The organism is Methyloceanibacter sp. (assembly GCF_050728395.1).
Taxonomy (GTDB): domain Bacteria; phylum Pseudomonadota; class Alphaproteobacteria; order Rhizobiales; family Methyloligellaceae; genus Methyloceanibacter.
The window spans coordinates 36,557-56,783 of record NZ_JBOHJB010000007.1; the positions used below are offsets into that span (position 1 = coordinate 36,557).

Genomic DNA, 20,227 nt, shown 5'->3' on the forward strand with positions numbered 1-20,227 from the left:
TCACGCGCCGATTAGCGCCAGCCACTCATCCTCGCTCAGCACTTTCAGCCCTAGCCGTTCGGCATCTTTCAGCTTCGAGCCTGCGCCTGGGCCTGCCACCACATAGTCGGTCTTCTTGGAGACCGAGCCCGCGACTTTGGCGCCGAGGCGTTCCGCCCGCGCCTTGGCTTCGGGCCGCGTCATCTTCTCCAAGCTCCCGGTGAACACCACCGTCTTTCCCGAGATGGGCGAGGCATGGTCGATGGCTTCGAGCGGCTCGGGCCGAACCTCACGCAACAGCTCGTTGACCACTTCCACATTATGCGGCTCGGCGAAGAAATCGGCGATGGCCTCGGCCACGGTCGGACCGATGCCCTCGATATTGTCGAGCTCGGCATAGGCTTCGCCGGTGCGGTCGTTGGCGGCGGCGAGCATGGCGCCGCGGAAGGCGTCGATGCTGCCATAGGCACGCGCCAAGAGCCGCCCCGTGATCTCACCGACATGTGGAATACCGAGGGCGTAGATGAAGCGGTCGAGCTTGATGGCGCGACGCGCCCGGATGGCGGCGAACAGTTTTTCGGCAGAAGTCTCCCCCCAGCCTTCCCGCTCCTCGAGCTTCGACGCCGCTCGCCGATTTCGCCCCTCGAGGGTGAAGATGTCCTGTGGCGATTGGATCAGCCCGTCGTCGTAGAACGCCTTGATGTGCTTCTCGCCAAGCCCCTCGATGTCGAAAGCGTTGCGCGACACAAAATGCTTGAGCCGCTCGACCCTCTGCGCCGGGCAGATCAGGCCGCCAGTGCAGCGCCTGACCACGTCCTCCTTGCCGGTGACAGGATTGACCTCGCGCACGGCATGGCTGCCGCAGGCTGGGCAGAGCACTGGAAACTTGAATCGTTTCGTGCCCTTGGGGCGCTTTGCTTCAACCACCCCGAGAATCTGCGGGATCACGTCGCCGGCGCGCTGGACGATTACCGTGTCGCCGATGCGCACGTCCTTCCGTGCAATTTCGTCCTCGTTGTGCAGGGTGGCGTTCTGCACTACCACGCCGCCCACGGTCACCGGCTCGAGCTTGGCAACGGGCGTCAGCGCACCGGTGCGGCCAACCTGGATCTCGATATCGCGGAGGATGGTGGTCGCCTTCTCGGCGGGGAATTTATGGGCGACGGCGAAGCGCGGCGAGCGCGAGACGAAGCCGAGGCGCTGCTGCAAGTCGAGCCGGTCGAGCTTGTAGACGACGCCGTCGATGTCGTAGTCGAGGCCGGCGCGCCCGCTCTCGATGTCGCGATAAGTGTCGAGCATCTCCTCGACGGAGTTGGTTAGCTTGGCGAGCGGATTCAGCGGAAAGCCCCAATCGGCAATCGCCCGATAGACGCCCCATTGGGTGTCGGTCGGGAGCTTCGGCGCCTCGCCCCAGCCATAGGCGAAGAACTGCAAGGGCCGCGACGCGGTGATAGCGGGGTCGAGCTGGCGCAAGGAGCCGGCGGCGGCGTTGCGCGGATTGGCGAAGGTCCGCTCGCCACGTTCGGCTTGGCCCTCGTTGAGGCGCTGAAAGGCCGCCCGGCTCATATAGATCTCGCCACGCACCTCGAAGGGGTCGGGGAAGGTCTTGGATTTGATCGTCTTCGGGATGTCGGAAATCGTGCGGACATTGGCGGTGACGTTCTCGCCCTGATAGCCGTCGCCGCGGGTGGCGCCTTGAATGAGCCGCCCCTTCTCGTAGCGCAGCGTGATCGACAACCCATCGATCTTCGGCTCGGCGGTGAAGGCGAGGCCCTCTATTGTATCGAGGCCGAGGAATCTCCGGATGCGCTCGAGGAAATCGCGCACGCCCTCGTCGTCGAATACATTGCCGAGCGAGAGCATCGGCACGGCATGCGTGACCTTGCCGAAGGCCTCGACCGGGGCTGAGCCAACCCGCGCGGATGGGCTGTCTGCCCGGATCAGATGCGGAAAGCTCGCCTCGATCGATGCGTTCCGCTCCCGCAGCGCGTCATATTCGGCGTCGGAAATCTCTGGTTGGTCTTGGCGATAATAGAGCGCGTCGTGATGGGCGATCTCGCGTGCAAGGCGCTCAAGCTCGGCGGCGGCTCCCTTCTCGCTCAATTCGCCGACCGGCTTTGGACCGGCGGTTGCGGCCGATTTGCCCTTGCCTTTGGCGTGGCTCATGCCGATCTCGACATCAACCGCTCGGCCGCGGCGCGGGCCTCGTCGGTGATGGTCTGGCCGGCAAGCATGCGGGCGATCTCCTCGCGCCGGCGCTCGCCGTCGAGCACAGCCACACGCGTCGCCATGGTCTCGCCGTCAGGCCCATGCACGGCCTCCTTGGCGATCAGCATATGCTCATTGGCAAGCGCCGCCACCTGCGGCGCATGGGTCACGGCCAGCACCTGCACCTTGGTGCCAAGCCTTGCCAGGCGCTCACCGACCGCGGCAGCGGTGGCGCCGCCGACCCCGGCATCGACCTCATCGAACACCAGCGTCGGCGCCGAACCGCGGGCGGCGAGCACCACTTTCAGCGCAAGGATGATGCGGGCAAGCTCGCCGCCAGAGGCGACCTTCATCAAGGGGCCTGGCTCGGTCCCCGGATTGGTGCGCACCCAGAATGCGACCCGGTCGATCCCATGCGGGCCGCCGTCATAGACGCCCACGGTCTCGACCCTGGTGAACAGACGCGCCTTGTCGAGCTTGAGCGGCGCGAGTTCGGCGGCAACCTCGGCATCGAGCCTTTCCGCGGCGGCTTTGCGGGCCTCGCTGAGGCGTGAGGCGGCGCCGGCATAGACCTCACGCGCGGCGACCGTGGCGGCGGTCAACGCCTCAAGCTTCGTCTCACCCTGATCGAGCGCTGCAAGCTCGGTCTCGAGACGGGCGACGAAGGCCGGCAAATCGTCCACGCCGACCCTGTGCTTGCGGGCGAGCGCACGGAGCGCAAACAGGCGCTCCTCGGCGTGCTCGAGCTCCTGCGGCTCAAACGCGGTGGCGGCCAGCGCCTCCTCGATGTTGGCGCGCGCGGCGTTGGTCTCGCTCAGCACACGCTCGAGCGCCTCGGTCACGGAGGCGAGCAAGGCGCCGCCGGCGCCGACCTGGCGCTCGATGCGGCGGAGCGCGGCGGCAAGGCGCGCCCCGCTCGTCCCCTCGCCTGCCAGCGCATCGAAAGCCTCGTTCAGTTCGCCAGCGATCTTCTCGGCGTGCATCATCAATTGCCGGCGGGAGGCGAGCGCCTCCTCTTCGCCGGTTTGCGGATTGAGGCGCTGAAGCTCATCGAGGGCATAATTGATGTAGTCGGCATTGGCGCGGATGGCGGCGATCTCGCTTTCGTGCTGCGCCCGGTCATCCTCGGCGGACCTCCAGACCTGCCAAGTCGACGCCAACGCGTCCGCCTCGCCGCCAAGGCCGCCAAAAGCATCGACTAGATCGCGATGGCCGCTCGGATCGATGAGCGCACGGTCGTCGTGCTGGCCGTGGATCTCGACCAGGGCTTGGCCGACCTCGCGCAAGAGCTGCACGCCGACGGCGACGTCATTGATGAAGGCGCGGGTGCGGCCGTCGGCGGACTGGAGGCGCCGCAGAATCAAAAGCCCATCGGTCTCAAGGCCGTTATCGGCGAGGAGGCGCAACACGGGATGATCCGGATCAAGCTCGAAACTGGCGGTGACCTGGCCTTGGCTTGCGCCGCGCCGCACCAGCGAGGCATCGCCGCGGCCGCCGATGGCGAGGGCGAAGGCGTCGAGCAGGATGGATTTTCCGGCACCGGTCTCGCCGGTGAGCACGCAAAGGCCGGCACCGAACTCGAGATCGAGCCTGTCGATCAGAACGATGTCGCGGATCGACAAAGCGGCTAGCATGATGCACGCGTCAGGCTGGCTTGCCGTCGCCCTTCCAGGTCTTGGTGATCCACGACCCTTCATTCATTTGCGGTCTCGTGCCGTACTTTTGCAAGAGCGCGTAGGAGTTCTTGTACCACTTGCTGTCAGGGTAGTTGTAGCCAAGCACGGCGGCGGCGGTCTGTGCCTCGGGGATGATGCCGAGCGCGAGATAGGACTCGGTCAGCCGGCCCAAAGCCTCTTCGACCTGCGCCGTGGTCTGATAGTCGCTCACCACGACGCGGAAGCGATTGATGGCGGCAAGAAAATTGTTATGACGCAGATAGAAGCGGCCGACTTGCATCTCGCTTGCTGCCAGGAGATCGCGCAAGATGCGCGCGCGGTTCTGCGCTTCGGCGGCGTAGCGGGACTCCGGGTAGCGCTGCACCAACGTCTGATAAGCCTGCAACGCCTTGCGGGCGTTGGTCTGGTCCCGCTTCGGATCGAGCACCTGAACGTAATAGCTCATGCCGATGATGTTCTGGGCGAGATCGGATTCCGGCGTGCCGGGATGGAGCGTCAGATAGCGGTCCGCTGAAGAAACCGCATCATCGAATTTCCCCGCCTTGTAGTAGGCATAGGCTGCCATCACTATGGCCCGGCGCGCCTCTTGCGAATAGGGGTGGTTGATGTCCACCTCTTCATACTGCTTGGCGGCCGACTCGTAGCTTTGCTTGTCGAGCATGGCGTCGGCGCGGCCGTAGATCACATCGGGCGAGGCGACTTCGCCCACGTCCTGTTTCTTGCCAAACCAGGAGCCGCAGCCGGAGACGAGCGTCGCGGCAATAAGCAGGCCCGCGCATGTGACGAGACTGCGCGACAGGCTGAAACCTGCCTGCGGCCCACCCAAATCTGTGCTCGTGACCCTCAAGAAACCCGCCCCCAATGATGCGGCGCGTCGCTAAAGGACGCCGTCAGGCGCCCTTCAAGACCAACCCCCTGTACGCGCGTGTCTAGGCTAGAGCGCTTTGCGTCTCGGCGGAACCCGAAACTTGCCTCTTGCCCCTTGTTTTTACGCAGGTTTCCAAGCGGCGTGGAGGGCCGCCCGGGAAACTCCGCGCTTCGCGCGAGCGGGTAACAGCCAACCCGCTGATTATGGTGTTTTTTTGCTCATGGCGCAGGGTTTGAGGGGGGACCGATATCCTCGCGCCCCAGGGCGCAGCAACGGTCGACGTAGCGCCAAACATGCGCAGGCAATCAGAAAGGGTGGGTTGGCCCTTAGCTCCGCTCGGCAGCGAAATTCGCTGCTGCAAGGCGGTGGCTGAGCTCGGCGTGGCGAACCTCGCGGAACGGCCGCGGAGCTTCGACCAGCGTCCAGGCCTCGGCATCTGCGAACAGCGCCTTGAGCACGAGGCTGTTGAGGCGGTGACCGCCGCGACGGGACCGGTAGGAGCCGAGGATCGGCGCACCAGCAAGGGCGAGATCGCCAACGGCATCGAGCGCCTTGTGGCGCACGAACTCATTCGAATAGCGGAGACCTTCGCGATTGATGATGCGGTCGTCGCCGATGGCGACGGTATTTTCGAGAGAGGCGCCGAGCGCAAGGCCGGCGGCCCACAGGCGTTCCACGTCCTTCATGAAGCCGAAGGTGCGGGCCCTGGAGAGCTCACGGCGGAAGGAGCCGGGATTGAGATCGATCTCAATTCTTTGGCGGCCAATCATCGCGCAGTCGAAATCGATCTCGACGTCGAGATGAAAACCGTTATGCGGAGCGAGCTCGCCGGAAGCGCCGCCATCCTCCACGCTGATGCTCTTCAGAACCTTCAGGTAGCGGCGGGGAGCATCGAGCTCGACCAGCCCTACGTCGTCGATGGCTTCGACGAATTGTGCCGAGCTGCCATCCATGATCGGCACTTCTTGGCTGTCGATCTCGATCAAAGCGTTGTCGACGCCAAGGCCGCGCAGCGCGGCAAGCAGGTGCTCGACAGTCGCCACGGAGGCGCCGTTGCCGTCGCCAAGCACGGTACACAGCGTTACGCCAGTCACGTACCGCTGATCGGCAGTGATCTCGGTGCTCTCGGCGTCGCCGTTGGAGAGAAGGAAGCGCAGCCCAGTGTCGCCATCAGCCGGATAAAGGATGATGGAGACAGGTGCTCCGCTGTGAACCCCCGTGCCCGTAATCGAGATTTCGCTGGCAAGCGTAGTTTGCCGTGCCCCAATAAATCCCTTCATGGCCCCCAAGCCGTTCTTTGAGTTCCCTCTGGCTCGAAGGTTAGCACCCCCGAGCCCCCCGTTTGACCTCCTCGTCTTCGGCATTGATGCCTTATTAGACAAAGAGACCAATCAATGAGGAACCTTAACCCCCGGGTATGGGTGCGACAAATCACGGTTTCTTTCAATGTGTTACCGCTTTACGCTTACCCTAACCCACTGACAACTCAGCCTTTTCCGCCTTTGACTCCGCCTGCTTTTGCCACTTTTTGACTCGCCCTGCGCGCCCTTACTTCGCCCGCCGGCGCAGAAATGCTGGGATTTCGAGGTCGTCATCCACAGGTGATTCGTCGACCGGCTCCCTCGTCTCCAGCGAGACGACGTTCGGCTGCGACTCGATCCGTTTTGGGGTGGCGGCAACCACGCCTTCGGCATCGGGCCGCTCGATTTTCAGGCCTTTGGGCAGAGCCTCGACCGGCTTCGGCGCCACTGGCTTCGGCATCATGGGCAGAGGCTTCGGCGCGCCGAACTCCGGCTCGCGCTTGTCCGGCATGGCGGCACCTTCGTCCTTGCGATGGCGGCCGACGCCCGTCAGCCGCTCGAGGAAGCCGACTTTCTTCTTTTGCTCGGCAAGCCCCGGCGAAGGCGCCGCACCCGAGCGCGCCTTGATCTCGTTCTGCACCGGAAGCGGAAATTCTTCGACATTGGGCATGCGCCGGACCGGACGCTGAGCCGTCGCCGGCGGCGCCGGCACGAAGTTCTGCACCGGGAGCACCGGACGCTGCGGCTGCACGCCCTGTGGCAGCGCGCTCGCCGCCAATTGCGGCGGGCGGCGCTCGATCGTCACGTTCCCCGCCGCGCGCCACACTTGCGCGTCGTTCGCCGCTTCCGCCGCAGCCCGGGCAGGAGCAGGAGCAGGCTTGGCCGGCTCGAACCTCACGGGAGGCGGTGGAGCCGGAGCGAGGGTCGCGGGCGTCGGCATGCTGGCAAGCCCCGCCAGGCGCTGGCTCAAGCTCTCCCTATCCCGTGGTGCGGGTTTGAACCCGTCGGCGGAGAGCTGGCCAAGCCCGGTCGCCACCACCGACACGCGGATCGAGCCGTCGAGCTCGTCGTCGAAGGTCGCGCCGACGATGATATTGGCCTCAGGATCGGCTTCCTCGCGGATGCGGCTTGCCGCCTCGTCGACCTCGTAAAGGGTGAGATCGTTGCCGCCGGTGATGGAGACGAGCAGGCCGCTTGCCCCCTTCATCGACACGTCGTCGAGCAGCGGATTGGAGATCGCAGCTTCCGCCGCCTCGATGGCGCGACGGTCGCCGCTCGATTCGCCGGTGCCCATCATCGCCTTGCCCATGCCGGCCATGATGGTGCGAACGTCGGCGAAGTCGAGATTGATCAGTCCTTCCTTGACCATGAGGTCGGTGATGCAGGAGACGCCGGCCCTGAGCACGTCGTCGGCCATGGCGAAGGCATCGGCGAAGGTCGTCTTCTCGTTGGCCACGCGGAACAGATTCTGATTTGGAATGATGAGGAGCGTGTCGACGTATTTCTGCAGCTCCGAGATGCCCCATTCGGCAGCGCGCATGCGCCGCTGGCCTTCGAACTGGAACGGTTTGGTCACCACGCCGACCGTGAGGATGCCTTCCTCGCGCGAAGCGCGGGCGATGACGGGGGCGGCGCCGGTGCCGGTGCCACCTCCCATGCCGGCGGTGATGAAGGTCATATGGACGCCGGCGAGATGCGCCTTGATGTCGGCCATGGCCTCTTCCGCCGCCGCCGCACCGATGTCAGGCTTGGAGCCTGCGCCGAGGCCCTCGGTGACATGGTGGCCCATCTGAATGCGGCGCTCGGCGCTCGAGCTCAACAACGCCTGGGCGTCGGTGTTGGCGACGACGAACTCGATGCCGCGCAGACCGGAGGCGATCATATTGTTGACGGCGTTGCCGCCCGCTCCGCCCACACCGAACACGGTGATCCGCGGCTTGAGCTCGGTGAGATCTGGAACCTTGAGATTGATCGTCATAGCGGCCTTCTTTCTTGATCTTTCGTTTGGTGCTTTTCAGCCCTTGTTAGAAGTTGTCCCTAATCCACTCACTCACGCGTGCGAGATAGCCGGTGCCGGTGCGCAGGAAGCGCTGCTCGGCACGGCCTGAAAGCTTGTCGTCGCCGCGCGCCCATTGCCTGAGGACGCCGACGGCGCTCGAGAAATCCGGACCGGTGCCGCCTTCCGGCAGGCCGTTCAAGGTGCGCGGGCGCCCGAGACGCACCGGGCGGCCGAACATGTTGGAGGCAAGCTCGGCGAGACCGGTGAGCTGGCTGCCGCCGCCGGTCAGCACCAAGGTCTGCGCGGCCTCCGAGGCATGGGCGCAAGAGGCGAGACGGCGGCGCATGAGATCGAGAATCTCCTCGACGCGCGGGCGGATGAGGACGGCGAGCTGGGCCTTGCTGATCTGATTCATGACCCCGCGTTGGCTCTCGCCAACTGACGGGAAGGTGATGATCTCGCGCTCGTCGGAGAGCGTGGCGAAGGCGCTGCCATGCAGCGTCTTCAGGCGCTCGGCGTGATCGAGCGGGGCACCGAGCGTGCGGGCAATGTCGGTGGTAATGCCGGCGCCGCCGAGCGCAATGGCATCGGTGTGGATGAAATGCCCGTCGGAGAACACCGAGAGCGTGGTGGTGCCGGCGCCGAAATCGATGCAGGCCACGCCGAGCTTGGCCTCATCGGGCGTGATCACGGCAAGCGCGCTCGCGTAAGGCGCGGCGACGAGACCGCTCACCCCAAGATGACAGCGCTCGACGCAGAGCGACAGATTGCGGATGGCAACCTCGTCGGCGGTGACGGCGTGAATATCGATGCCGAGCCGCTCGCCGCACATGCCGAGCGGGTCGCGGATGCCGTTATGGTCGTCGAGACGGTAGCCGGTGGGGAGCGCGTGCAGCACCGTACGCTTCTCGCGGGCAGCATATTGGCGGGCGCCGGCGATGATGCGCAAGGTATCGTCTTCGCGCACGGCGCCTCCCGGAAGCGCCACGCTCGCCGAGAAGCTTTCGCTCTTCAGCCGGCCGCAGGTGACGGCGACATGGGCGTCCTCGACGATGATGCCGGCCATGCGCTCGGCGGTGTCGACGGCGGAACGGATGCAATGCTCGGCGCGGTCGAGATGGGTGACCATGCCGCCTTTGAGGCCTTCGGCGCGATGATGGCCGAAGCCAAGCACCTCGAACTGCGTGGCCTCGCCGGCGACTTCGAGCCAGTCGGGCGTGGACCAGGTTCTCGCGATCAGGCAGCAGATCTTGCTCGTGCCCACGTCAAGCGCGGTGACGATGCGCTGCCGCTTGCCACGATTGAGACCTGTCTGCGCCATCCCCCCTGCCCCCACTCAGGTATTTCGCTTGGTGCTTGCCGTCGGCGCGTCCGGAGCGGCGCTGCCGCTCTCCGGCATCACCGGCTCGGCCTTGTCGCGGATGCGCACGCTCACCCGGTCGGCGAGACGGAGATCGACCGCGGCGATGTTGCGGGCGAGCAGGTTGCGATCGCGGTCGAGCCCGGTCAGGGTGTTGAGCGCGTCGGTGACGCCGTCGTCGGGAAGCATGATGTCGATGCCGGAGGAGAGCCTCAGCGTCCACCGCCGGTCGCCGACCCTCGTTGCCGCGACAACCTGCCTGGTCAAGCTATCGAAGGGCTTCAGCGTCGCGAGCAGATCGGCGGCATTCTTGCCGGCGCCCTCGCCCACCACGAGCGGAAGGCCGGCATAGGCTTCACGCACGACTGGAGCGATCACGGCACCCTCGGTATCGACCACATAGGTCTTTCCGCCCGACTGCCACACGGCGAAGGGAACCCGCTCCTCGATCACGACCTGAAGCGTCGACGGCAGAAGCCGCATGACTTGCGCATGCTTCACCCACGGCACTTTCTCCAGCCGCTCCTTGGCCGCGTCGGTATCGAAGGAGAGCATCAGGCTGCCGGGTCCGGCGCCAAGGGCCTTGGTCAGCTCGGCGTCGGTGACGTGCTGCTGGCCTTCCACGGTAATACGGCTGACGCCGAACCCGGCAGCGATGGCGAGAGCCTCGGCGCCGCGTTGCGTCTGGCCGTAAAGGCCGTCGTCTCCGCTTACCCAAAATCCATAGCCTGCGGCGCCGGCGAGCAAGAGCACGGTGACGACGCGCCACACGCCGCTGCCACGGTGAAGCGCTGCGCCGCCAGGGGCGCGCTTCGCCTTGCCGAATCCAGGCAGAGACAAACTGGAAAACTTGCGGGCAGGCACGGCGATGCCGCGCGCGAGCAGCGCGTCGTCCGATCTCCGTATTTGGCGTCGCCCTCTATTGGGGCCTACCGATTGCACGACGCATCCTCCAGGATCCAGCGAACCAGCTCGCCGAATGAGCGGCCGCTATGAGCCGCAAGCTCCGGCACGAGCGACGTGGACGTCATGCCTGGCTGGGTATTGACCTCAAGACAGATCACTTCCCCCTCGCCGCCGCCCCGATCGTCGAATCGAAAGTCGGAGCGGCTGACCCCACGACAACCCAGTGCCCTATGAGCCGCCAGGGACAGCTTCTGTACCAATTGGTAAACATTTGGTAAAAGCGGCGCCGGAAGCACGTGGATTGAGCCTCCAGGGGCGTATTTCGAGGTGTAGTCGTAGAAGGCGAGCCCCTCTGCCGGACGAATCTCGATCACGCCCAAAGCCTCCTCCCCCATGACGGCGCAAGTCAGCTCCCGGCCAGGGATATAGCGCTCGACCATCAGCTCCTCGCCGAGGCTCCAGTCGGCGGCGTGCAGCTCCTGCGGGGGATGGCGCTGATCCTCGCGCACGATGAACACCCCGACGCTCGACCCTTCCGTCACCGGCTTGATTACGTAAGGCGGCTTCATGGCGTGGGCACGGGCGGCTTCGGCGCGGGTGAGCACCACCGCCTCGGCCACGGGCACGCCGGCGGCGAGCATGACCGTCTTGGCGCGCTCCTTATGCATGGCCAGCGCCGAGGCGAGCACCCCTGAGTGGGTGTAAGGAATGCCGAGCGTTTCGAGCACGCCCTGGATGCAGCCATCCTCGCCGAAGCGGCCATGCAACGCATTGAAGCAGACATCGGGGCGAAGCTCGGTGAGCTTGGTCGCCACGTCGCGCCCGACATCGAGGCGGGTCGCGCGATAGCCTTGCGCTTCGAGCGCGAGCGCGCAGGCCTCCCCGGAGCGAAGCGATACTTCGCGCTCCGAGGACCAGCCACCCATCAGCACCGCGACGTGGGTTTGGTTATCAGGCATTGCCGAACCTCGCTACTTGCCTCGCGGAGCCGCACCTTGCTCCCCGCTCCCCCCTTGCGGGGGAGCACGACCGCGCGCCGCGCGGTCGGAGGGGGTTAGTGACAAGAGTTTGATTGAACCCCCCTCCCTATCCCTCCCCCGCAAGGGGGGAGGGGAGAGCGAGCGGCGACGCATTCCATCAATCCTGAGCTTCGTTGAGAGCGACGCCGAGGCGCTTGATCTCCCATTCGAGCTCGACGCCGCTATTCGCCTTGACCCGCGCCCGCACCGTCTCGCCAAGCTCCTCGATGTCGGCACCGGTGGCAGCCCCCTCGTTGATGAGGAAGTTGCAATGCATCTCCGAGACATGCGCGCCGCCGACACGCAAGCCACGGCAGCCGGCGGCATCGATCAGCTGCCAAGCCTTATGCCCAAGCGGGTTCTTGAAGGTCGAGCCGCCAGTGCGGCTCTTGATCGGCTGCGCCTGCTCGCGATAGGCGACGATGTCGTCCATCTCGGCGAGGATCGCTGCAGGCTCGCCAGGCTCGCCCTGGAACAGCGCCTCGGTGAAGATCAGATGCTCAGACGCGCCGCAATGGCGATAGGCGTAATGCAGCTCTGCGACGGGAAGCACATGCATCTTGCCTTGGCGGTCGACTGCGCGAGCCTCGACCACCACCTCGCAGGTTTCCCGTCCATGAGCGCCGCCATTCATGCGGAGCGCGCCGCCGACGCAACCAGGGATGCCCCGATAGAAGGAAAGTCCGGCGATGCCGGCATCGGCAGCGGCACGGGCGACCTTCACGTCAGGCACGGCGGCGCCGGCGCGGAGCCGCGAATTCTCTTCGATGGTGATGTCGCCGAAACCGCGGCCGAGGCGTATCACCACCCCGCCAATGCCGCCGTCGCGCACGAGCAGATTGGAGCCGAGCCCGATGATGGTGACGGGAATCTCCGGTCCCACGTTCGCCATGAAATAAGAGAGGTCGGCTTCGTCAGCCGGCGAGTAGAGGATATCGGCAGGACCGCCGACGCGAAACCAGGTGAGATCGGCAAGCACGGCGCCGGCCTTCAGCTTGCCGCGCAGCTCAGGCAGGCGCGCAGCAAGCTCTTCAGCGAGCCCGCCCGTTCCACTCGCCTCGTTCATGCCCGGGCCCCGTGGTCGGAGAGCTTCTGCGGCAGTGCGTTGATCCAATCGGTGATGGTGCCAGCGCCGAGCCCGACCACGAGATCGCCGGGCTGCGCCAACGCCGCCACGGTCTCGACCAGCCCCTCTTCACCATCGACGGTGAGCACCTTGGGGTGGCCGTGACGGCGCAAGCCCAAAGCGAGCTCGTCGCGGTCGATGCCGGGGATCGGCACTTCTCCAGCGGAATAGACCGGCGTCACCAGCGCAATGTCGGCGTCGTCGAGGCAGGCGGAGAACTCGTTGAACAGGCTTTGCAGCCGCGTGTAGCGGTGCGGCTGAATCACGGCGATGACGCGGCCATTGCCGGCGACGCGCGCGGCGCGAAGCACGGCGGCGATCTCCACGGGATGATGCGCGTAGTCGTCATAGACCTGCACGCCCTGCCACTCGCCGACATGGGTGAAACGCCGCTTCACTCCGGAGAAGCTCGCAAGCCCTGTGCGGATCGTATCGTCGTCGACGCCGGCCTCCGCTGCCACAGCAAGGGCTGCGAGCGCGTTCAGGGCGTTGTAGTGGCCAAGCACCGGAAGCATCAGATCCTCGAGCAGGCGCGCGCCACCCCTGACGCCGGAGCCGAGCCTGGCATTGAACACGATCCTGTCCCGCGCCGGCCTGACATTGGCGAGCCTGATATCGGCATCGCGCGCCACGCCGTAGGTGAGCGTGCGCCGCCCGTTGGCCGCGCCGCCGAGCTTGGCGAGCAGCTCGCGCACCACCGGATGATCGATGCAGGCGACGGCGAGCCCATAATAGGGAATGGCCTCGATGAATTGTTGGAAGCCCTGATGCAGCGCGGGCAGCGTCGCCCAGAAGTCCATGTGCTCGGGATCGATGTTGGTGACGACGCCGATCTGCGTGGGGAGCTTCAAGAAGGTGCCGTCGGACTCGTCGGCCTCGACCACCATCCACTCGCCCTTACCGATCCGGGCATTGGTGCCCCAGTCATTGATGATGCCGCCGGCGATCACCGTCGGGTCGAGGCCGCCGTCCTTGAGCAGGCCGGCGACCAGAGACGTGGTCGTGGTCTTGCCGTGGGTGCCGGTGATGGAAACGGTGGCGCAAGGACGCATCAGCTCGGCAAGCATCTCGGCACGGCGGATGATGGGGATGCCGCGCTCCTTGGCGGCTTCGAATTCAGGATTGCCCGCCTTTACTGCGGTCGAGATCACGAGAGTGGACGCGCCGTCGATATTGGCCGGGTCGTGGCCGATCAGGCAACGGATGTTGCGGGCGCGTAAGCGATCGAGATTGGCGCTGTCCTTGAGGTCGCTACCCTGCACGGTGTAGCCGCGGGTATGCATCACCTCGGCGATGGCGCTCATGCCGATGCCGCCGATGCCGACGATATGCACGAGGCCGGTCTTTTGCGGATCGGGCATGTGCATAGACTTACCCTACTCCTTGGACTTCACGAGCTCGTCCACGAGATCGGCGAGCCGCTTGACGGCGTCGACCGTGGCCATCCCATGCGCCTTTTTCGCGGCGTCCGCCAGCCGCTCCGGCGAGGACAACAGGCCTTGCAGAAGCTCGGCCAGGCGCTCGGTGGAAAGCTCAGACTGACGCACGCACCAGCCGCCGCCAACCTCTTGCAGCCGTGTTGCATTTTCAAGCTGATCGTTGTCAAGGGCGTGGGGAAGAGGGACCAGCAGGCAGGGCCGGCCGATTGCGGTCAGCTCAGCCACGGTGGAGGCGCCGGCGCGGGCGATGACGAGCTGGGCCGTGGCGATCCGCTCAGGCAGATCGCGGAAGAAGGGCGCCAAATGCGCGGCGATCTTGCCGCGAGCGTAAGCCTCGCGCAAAGCCGCCAAGTCCTCCTCGCGGGCCTGCTGCACGATGGTGAGCCGCTCGCGCATCTCATCGGGCAGGCGCTCAAGCGCCGGAGGCAAAGCTTCGGAGAAGAAGCGCGCGCCCTGGCTGCCGCCGAACACCAGCAGCAACAGGCGAGAGGTTGGGTCGGGCGCCGCATAGGGCACATCGCGAAACTTCAGCACGGCGTCGCGCACCGGGATGCCGGTGAGCCGCGCTCTGGCTTGCGCCTCCGGGGCAAGCAGCTTGGTCGGCATGAACGACAGCGCGATCTGGTCGACGAAGCGCGCGAGCAGCCGGTTGGCGCGGCCCATCACCGCGTTCTGCTCATGAATCGCCGTCGGGATGCGCAGCGTGCGCGCGGCGATGATGGGCGGCAGCGTGGGATAACCGCCAAAGCCGATCACCGCCTGCGGCCGGAGCCGCAACAACATGCGCAGCGCACCGGCATAGCCGATGCCGAGCCGGGAGAAGGTCGCGGCAACGGCGATGGGCGAGGGGCTCGTCAGCGTGGCGGACGGAATGCGGTGAATGGCGCGGGCGGGAAAGTCGCCGCCATATTTCTCGGCCCGCATGTCGGTGGCGAGCTCGACGGCGTAACCGCGGCGCTGAAGCTCCTGGGCGAGCGAGGACGCGGGGAACAGATGGCCGCCCGTGCCGCCAGCGGCGAGCAGGATCGGCCGGTCGCTCAAGCCACCTGCTCCGAGGCGGCCTTGCCTGCATGGGAGCCGGGTTCGCCTTCGGCTTCACTCGGCGCGCTCCGCGGCAGGCGCCCGGCAATAGGCCTTCGCCGCGTCAACCCGAGGACAAAGCCCATGGTCAGCGCCATGGCGAGCAGCGATGAGCCGCCATAGGAGATGAAGGGCAGCGTCATGCCCTTGGCAGGGAGCAGGCCGACATTCACGGCCATGTTGATCAGCGTCTGGAGGCCGAACAGCATGATCAACCCCGCGGTCGCATGGCGAATGAAGCCGTCAGGCTCCTGCGAGGCCTTGGACAGACCGCGCAGCACCATGAAGGCGAACAGCAGGAGCAGAATGAGGCAGGCGATCAGGCCGTATTCCTCCGCCGCCACGGCGAAGATGAAGTCGGTGTGCGAGTCGGGGAGCACGTCCTTCACTGTGCCCTCGCCAGGGCCGCGGCCGAACCAGCCGCCATGCAGGAAGGAGTCGAGCGCCTTGTCGGCCTGGTAGGTGTCGCCGGAGGCTGGATTAAGGAAGCGATCAATGCGCGAGGCCACATGCGGCACGAGAAAATAGGCCGACGCGATGCCGGCAAGACCGGCGAAGCCGAGCGCCCCGATCCAGAAGAGATTGATGCCGGCCATGAAGAACAACGCCATCCACACAATGCTGACGAGCAGCGTCTGCCCGAAATCTGGCTGCAGCACGAGCAGGAGCGCAAAGATGCCGTAAAGCGCAAGGGCAAGCTCGATGCCCGGTATGTCGCTGCGCTTCTGACTTTCGTTGAACAGCCAGGCGGTGAGCACCACGAACGCCGGCTTGACGAATTCGGAAGGCTGGATCGAGACGAAGCCTAATTGCAGCCAGCGTCTGGCGCCCTTGATCTCGGGACCGATGAACATGGTGGCAAGCATCAGCGCGATGCCGACGGCAAAGATGATGAGGCTCGCGCGGCGGATCTGCTTCGGGGTCAGGGTCGAGGCCGCGAACATGATGACGACTGCCGGCAGAAGCAGCGCTGCCTGTCGACGCACGAAGTAGAACGGCTCGAGATTGTACTTGGCGGCGATGGGCGGGCTCGCGGCGAGCGACAGCACGAGGCCGGCGCCCATCAACAGAAGCAGGCCGAAGAACATCAGCCGGTCGACGGTGAACCACCAGTCGGAGAGCACGCTCTTCTCGGCGCGGGTGATCCTCATGCCGCCCTGCCCTGACTTGGCTGCACCGGCCTCACGCCTGGAAGGCGCGTGACGAGGTCGCGGAAGCTTCGCCCGCGCGCTTCGAAATTGGCGAATTGGTCGTAGGAGGCGCAAGCCGGCGAAAGAAGCACCACAGGCTCGGCCGAGCGTGAGCGGCGCGCGTCGGCAGCAGCGGCTTCGATGGCGCGGTCGAGTGTGCCGCATTGCACATGATCGACTTCAGTGCCGAGCTGTGCGGCGAAGTCATCGGCTGCCTCGCCGATCAGATAGGCGCGGGCGATCCTGGGAAAGAACGGCTCAAGGCCATCGAGGCCCCCTGCTTTCGGCCTCCCGCCGACAATCCAATAAATGTCGGTGAAGCTCGCCAGCGCCTTGGCGGCGGCATCGGCATTGGTGGCCTTGGAATCGTTGACGAACAGCACAGACCCCTGTCGCGCCACTTGCTCCATGCGGTGGGCAAGGCCGGCAAAGGTCCCGAGCCCCTTGGCGATGGTCGAAGCGTCGAGCCCTTGGGAGCGCGCCAGCGCATAGGCCACCGCCGCGTTCTGCCAATTGTGCGCGCCACGAAGCGAGCCGATGCCGTCGAGGCCAACGCGCCCACGTTCAACCCCGTTCTCGACCTCGGTCAGCATGCCGTCCTTGGCCCACACGCCGGTCTCGACCGGATGTCCGACGGCGATGCGCTTCACTGCGTAAGGCCCTTGAAGCGCATCGGCGATGGCGCGGGAATAATCGTCGTCGACGCCGACAACGGCGGTGCCATCCGGCGGGAGCCCGGCAAAGACACGGGCCTTGATCGCGGCGTAGGTCTCGATGGTGCCATGGCGGTCGAGGTGATCGGGGGTGATGTTGATGAGCGCAGCGGCGTCGGGGGCGAGCGACGGGGTGAGGTCGATCTGAAAGGTCGACAGCTCGAGGACATAAATCGGGCCCACGGCGAAGGGCGGAAGGTCGAGCACGGCGCGGCCGATATTGCCGCCAAGCGCGACCGGCCTGCCCGCGACTTGCAAGAGATGGGCGGTGAGTGCCGTGGTGGTGGATTTGCCGTTGGTGCCGGTGATGACCACGATTTTGGCGCCGGAGCCCTGCCTCGCTCTTTCGCGGAAGAACAGCTCGGTGTCGCCGATGACTTCGACGCTCGCGGCTTGCGCCTTCCTCACGCTCCAATGCGGCTCGGGGTGGGTCAAGGGAATGCCGGGAGCGAGCACGAGCGCCGCGATCCTGCTCCAATCGGCGGAAGCGAGGTCGCGCAGAGTCACGCCTTGTGCCGCAGCCTCGTCGCGCCCCTCTTGCGTGTCGTCCCAGGCGAGCACCCGTGCCCCGCCCGCGGCAAGGGCGTGGGCCGCGGCACTGCCGCTCAAGCCCAGTCCAAACACCGCGACATCGCGGCCGGCAAAGATCGTCACGGGAATCATTCTTTAGAATCTACCGCAATTTGAGCGTGGCGAGGCCAAGGAGCGCGAGCACGACGGCGATAATCCAGAAGCGGATCACCACCGTGGATTCAGCCCATCCCTTCTGTTCGTAGTGGTGGTGCAACGGGGCCATGCGGAAGACGCGCTTGCCGAACAGCCGGAAAGACGCCACCTGCACGATGACCGAAACCGCCTCCAGCACGAACAGGCCGCCGACGATGGCGAGCACCAGCTCGTGCTTGGTGGCGACGGCGATGGTGCCGAGCGCGCCGCCGAGAGCGAGCGACCCGGTATCCCCCATGAAAATCTGAGCGGGCGGGGCATTGAACCAGAGGAAGCCGAGGCCGGCGCCGACCAGCGCGCCGCAGATGACGGCAAGCTCGCCGGTGCCTTGCACGAAATGGATCTGCAGATATTCGGCGAACAGCACATTGCCGACGAAATAGGAGATGAAGCCGAAGGTCGCGGCGGCGATCATCACCGGCACGATGGCGAGGCCGTCAAGTCCATCGGTGAGGTTCACGGCGTTGCCGGCGCCAACGATGATGAAGGCGCCAAAGGGAACGAACAGCCAGCCGAGGTCGATCAGCACGTTCTTGAAGAAGGGAATGGCGAGCGCGGTGGAGAGAGGCGCTTGGCCGACCGAGGCAATGACCCAGGTGGCAACGAGCGCGATGACCGCCTCGATGACGAGCCTCACACGCCCGCGGGAGCCTTCCACCGACTGCCGCGTCACCTTGAGGAAATCGTCGTAAAGCCCGACCGCGCCATAGACGAGCGTGACGATGAGCACCACCCAGACATAAGGATTGTGCAGATTGCCCCACAGCAGCGTGGCGACGGTCACCCCCGACAGGATCATCAACCCGCCCATGGTTGGCGTGCCTTGCTTCGATAGCAGGTGACGCTCAGGTCCGTCGGCGCGGATCGGCTGGCCTTTGCCCTGGCGAATGCGCAAGGACCTGATGATGGCCGGTCCGAACAGGAACACGAACAGCAGCGCCGTGATCAGAGCGCCGCCGGTGCGGAACGTGATGTAGCGAAAGATATTAAAGACGCTGAGTTCGCCCGTGAGCTCGGTCAACCAATAGAGCATGGTCCTCCCCCTAGCGGCTCGTTTAGGGCGAAAGTGTCCTTGAGGGAATCGGGAATTCGCGGCCGATGCCCAGTTTGCCGCTCATTAGACGGGAAAAACCTGAGAAATCCGTAAGATCAGGCTTGAGCGGCCTTGCTTGGCGCCTGGAAATGGCGTTGCAGGGCCTCGACCAGGGGGGCCATACGGCTGCCGAAGGAGCCCTTGATCATCACCACGTCGCCGGCCCCAACCCCCTTGGTGAGCAGCGGCGCAAGCTGCTCGGAGGTCTTGGCATAGGCGCCGCGGCGTTTGGCGGGGAGCGCCTCGTAAAGTCCGCGCATCATCTCGCCGCAAGCATAGACGAGGTCCACGTCCGCTGCGTCGATGTCTTCCACCAGCTCCTGATGCAGCTTGGGACCAAGGCCGCCAAGCTCGAGCATATCGCCGAGCACGGCGACCCGGCGCTTGTATTCGGCCCTCGGCGTGAGCCCCAAGGTGGCAAGCGCTGCGCGCATGGAGGCCGGGTTGGCATTGTAGCTCTCGTCGATGATAGCGACGCGGCCGCCTTTGCCGCCGATGACGATGCGTTCGCCGCGTCCGGTCTGGGCGTGCCACTCGGCGAGGGCGCGGGCGGCGGCTTTCAGATCGGCATCGGCGAGCTTCGCCGCGGCAAGCACGGCAAGCGAATTCTGCACGAAGTGGATGCCAGGCGCGCCGATACGGTAGCTGACGGCCTCGCCGAGAATATCCGCTTTCACCTCCGAGCTCTCGGGGCCAAGCTCGACGCTCAAGCTCCTCGCGTCGGCACCTTGCGTCTCGCCAAAGCTCACGACCTTCGCCTTGCGCTGCCAGGCGTGGCGCCGGAGCCGCTCGAAATAAGGATTGTCGTGGTTGAGGATGGCCGCGCCGCCGGGGACCAGGCCTTCGAGAATCTCGGCCTTGGCGTCGGCAATGGCCTCGACCGAGCGGAAAAAGCCGAGATGCACCGGCGCCACCGTAGTGATGATGGCGATATCCGGCCGGATCAGCTGGGTCAGCGCCTTGAGCTCGCCGGCGTGGTTCATGCCGGCCTCGAACACGCCGAAACTCGTGTCCTGCCGCATATTGGCGAGCGACAGCGGCACACCCCAATGGTTGTTGTGGGACTTCAACGAGACATGCACCAGGCCCGAAGGCATCAGCGCAATCTTCAGCGCCTCCTTGGTCCCGGTCTTGCCGACGCTGCCGGTGACGGCGATCACCACGGAGTCCTTGGCGCGGGCGCGTGAAGCGGTGCCGAGATCGTTCAGGGCCTCCAGCGTGTCGGCGACGCGGAGCAGCCGCTTCTCGCCGCGCGGAGCCTTGAAGTCCTGCTCGACGATGGCGCAAGAGGCGCCTTGCGAGAGCGCCGCCTCAACGAAGGCATGTCCGTCGCGGTTCAGCCCGCGAAGCGCGATAAAGGCCTCGTCAGGCGCAAGGCTCCGGCTGTCGATGGAGACGCCGCTCACCGGCGTGCTCGGCGTTAGCGAGCACTTGCCGCGCACGGCCTTCACCATCTCCCCTATCGTCCACATTGGCTTAGGCACGGTCTCTTTCCCCCTTCAACGCGGCGCCGACCGCATCGTGATCAGAATAAGGAATGACAG

At 65.6% G+C, this 20,227-nt stretch carries 15 protein-coding genes; all 15 read right to left on the minus strand.

The window, feature by feature from the left end:
• A complete protein-coding gene (gene ligA / locus ACREC7_RS02555) occupies positions 1–2,145 on the minus strand; it encodes an NAD-dependent DNA ligase LigA (protein WP_431554120.1) in 2,145 nt (714 codons plus the stop codon).
• A complete protein-coding gene (gene recN, locus ACREC7_RS02560; protein ID WP_431554121.1) occupies positions 2,142–3,821 on the minus strand; it encodes a DNA repair protein RecN in 1,680 nt (559 codons plus the stop codon). Before recN ends, ligA begins: the two co-directional genes overlap by 4 nt.
• A gap of 10 nt (positions 3,822–3,831) precedes the next feature.
• Entirely contained in the window at positions 3,832–4,710 is an 879-nt protein-coding gene (locus tag ACREC7_RS02565; protein ID WP_431554122.1) for an outer membrane protein assembly factor BamD, read from the minus strand.
• 347 nt (positions 4,711–5,057) lie between these two features.
• The gene (gene lpxC / locus ACREC7_RS02570; RefSeq protein ID WP_431554123.1) at positions 5,058–6,011 is read right to left on the minus strand and encodes a UDP-3-O-acyl-N-acetylglucosamine deacetylase; all 954 of its coding nucleotides are present in this window, start codon (positions 6,009–6,011) and stop codon (positions 5,058–5,060) included.
• Positions 6,012–6,279: 268 nt separating this feature from the next.
• The gene (gene ftsZ / locus ACREC7_RS02575; protein WP_431554124.1) at positions 6,280–8,010 is read right to left on the minus strand and encodes a cell division protein FtsZ; all 1,731 of its coding nucleotides are present in this window, start codon (positions 8,008–8,010) and stop codon (positions 6,280–6,282) included.
• A gap of 46 nt (positions 8,011–8,056) precedes the next feature.
• Positions 8,057–9,352, minus strand: a complete 1,296-nt coding sequence (gene ftsA, locus ACREC7_RS02580; protein WP_431554125.1) for a cell division protein FtsA — start codon at positions 9,350–9,352, stop codon at positions 8,057–8,059.
• A 15-nt stretch (positions 9,353–9,367) separates the two neighbouring features.
• The gene (locus ACREC7_RS02585) at positions 9,368–10,333 is read right to left on the minus strand and encodes a cell division protein FtsQ/DivIB (protein WP_431554126.1); all 966 of its coding nucleotides are present in this window, start codon (positions 10,331–10,333) and stop codon (positions 9,368–9,370) included.
• On the minus strand, positions 10,321–11,256 hold the full coding sequence (locus tag ACREC7_RS02590) for a D-alanine--D-alanine ligase (RefSeq protein WP_431554127.1): 936 nt from the start codon (positions 11,254–11,256) through the stop codon (positions 10,321–10,323). Before ACREC7_RS02590 ends, ACREC7_RS02585 begins: the two co-directional genes overlap by 13 nt.
• A gap of 178 nt (positions 11,257–11,434) precedes the next feature.
• A complete protein-coding gene (gene murB / locus ACREC7_RS02595; protein WP_431554128.1) occupies positions 11,435–12,382 on the minus strand; it encodes a UDP-N-acetylmuramate dehydrogenase in 948 nt (315 codons plus the stop codon).
• Positions 12,379–13,803: a UDP-N-acetylmuramate--L-alanine ligase gene (gene murC / locus ACREC7_RS02600; RefSeq protein ID WP_431554136.1), complete on the minus strand. Its 1,425-nt coding sequence runs from the start codon at positions 13,801–13,803 to the stop codon at positions 12,379–12,381. Before murC ends, murB begins: the two co-directional genes overlap by 4 nt.
• Before the next feature lie 15 nt (positions 13,804–13,818).
• On the minus strand, positions 13,819–14,922 hold the full coding sequence (gene murG / locus ACREC7_RS02605; protein WP_431554129.1) for an undecaprenyldiphospho-muramoylpentapeptide beta-N-acetylglucosaminyltransferase: 1,104 nt from the start codon (positions 14,920–14,922) through the stop codon (positions 13,819–13,821).
• Positions 14,919–16,112, minus strand: coding sequence for a putative lipid II flippase FtsW (gene ftsW / locus ACREC7_RS02610; RefSeq protein ID WP_431554130.1), 1,194 nt, complete (start codon positions 16,110–16,112; stop codon positions 14,919–14,921). The genes murG and ftsW overlap by 4 nt, the downstream gene beginning before the upstream one ends.
• Complete coding sequence (murD, locus tag ACREC7_RS02615; RefSeq protein WP_431554131.1) at positions 16,109–17,527, minus strand: UDP-N-acetylmuramoyl-L-alanine--D-glutamate ligase; 1,419 nt, start codon at positions 17,525–17,527, stop codon at positions 16,109–16,111. Before murD ends, ftsW begins: the two co-directional genes overlap by 4 nt.
• 10 nt (positions 17,528–17,537) lie before the next feature.
• Positions 17,538–18,623, minus strand: a complete 1,086-nt coding sequence (gene mraY, locus ACREC7_RS02620; protein ID WP_431554132.1) for a phospho-N-acetylmuramoyl-pentapeptide-transferase — start codon at positions 18,621–18,623, stop codon at positions 17,538–17,540.
• A 116-nt stretch (positions 18,624–18,739) separates the two neighbouring features.
• The gene (locus tag ACREC7_RS02625; protein WP_431554133.1) at positions 18,740–20,167 is read right to left on the minus strand and encodes a UDP-N-acetylmuramoylalanyl-D-glutamyl-2,6-diaminopimelate--D-alanyl-D-alanine ligase; all 1,428 of its coding nucleotides are present in this window, start codon (positions 20,165–20,167) and stop codon (positions 18,740–18,742) included.
• Positions 20,168–20,227 lie beyond the last annotated feature (60 nt).

What these genes read in the sequence shown, in the direction of transcription:
- lpxC (WP_431554123.1), bottom strand. Translation starts at nt 6,011, where the DNA reads ATGAAGGGATTTATTGGGGCACGGCAAACTACGCTTGCCAGCGAAATC.
- ligA (WP_431554120.1), bottom strand. Translation starts at nt 2,145, where the DNA reads ATGAGCCACGCCAAAGGCAAGGGCAAATCGGCCGCAACCGCCGGTCCA.
- murB (WP_431554128.1), bottom strand. Translation starts at nt 12,382, where the DNA reads ATGAACGAGGCGAGTGGAACGGGCGGGCTCGCTGAAGAGCTTGCTGCG.
- recN (WP_431554121.1), bottom strand. Translation starts at nt 3,821, where the DNA reads ATGCTAGCCGCTTTGTCGATCCGCGACATCGTTCTGATCGACAGGCTC.
- murC (WP_431554136.1), bottom strand. Translation starts at nt 13,803, where the DNA reads ATGCCCGATCCGCAAAAGACCGGCCTCGTGCATATCGTCGGCATCGGC.
- mraY (WP_431554132.1), bottom strand. Translation starts at nt 18,623, where the DNA reads ATGCTCTATTGGTTGACCGAGCTCACGGGCGAACTCAGCGTCTTTAAT.
- ftsA (WP_431554125.1), bottom strand. Translation starts at nt 9,352, where the DNA reads ATGGCGCAGACAGGTCTCAATCGTGGCAAGCGGCAGCGCATCGTCACC.
- murD (WP_431554131.1), bottom strand. Translation starts at nt 17,527, where the DNA reads ATGATTCCCGTGACGATCTTTGCCGGCCGCGATGTCGCGGTGTTTGGA.
- ftsW (WP_431554130.1), bottom strand. Translation starts at nt 16,112, where the DNA reads ATGAGGATCACCCGCGCCGAGAAGAGCGTGCTCTCCGACTGGTGGTTC.
- ACREC7_RS02590 (WP_431554127.1), bottom strand. Translation starts at nt 11,256, where the DNA reads ATGCCTGATAACCAAACCCACGTCGCGGTGCTGATGGGTGGCTGGTCC.
- ftsZ (WP_431554124.1), bottom strand. Translation starts at nt 8,010, where the DNA reads ATGACGATCAATCTCAAGGTTCCAGATCTCACCGAGCTCAAGCCGCGG.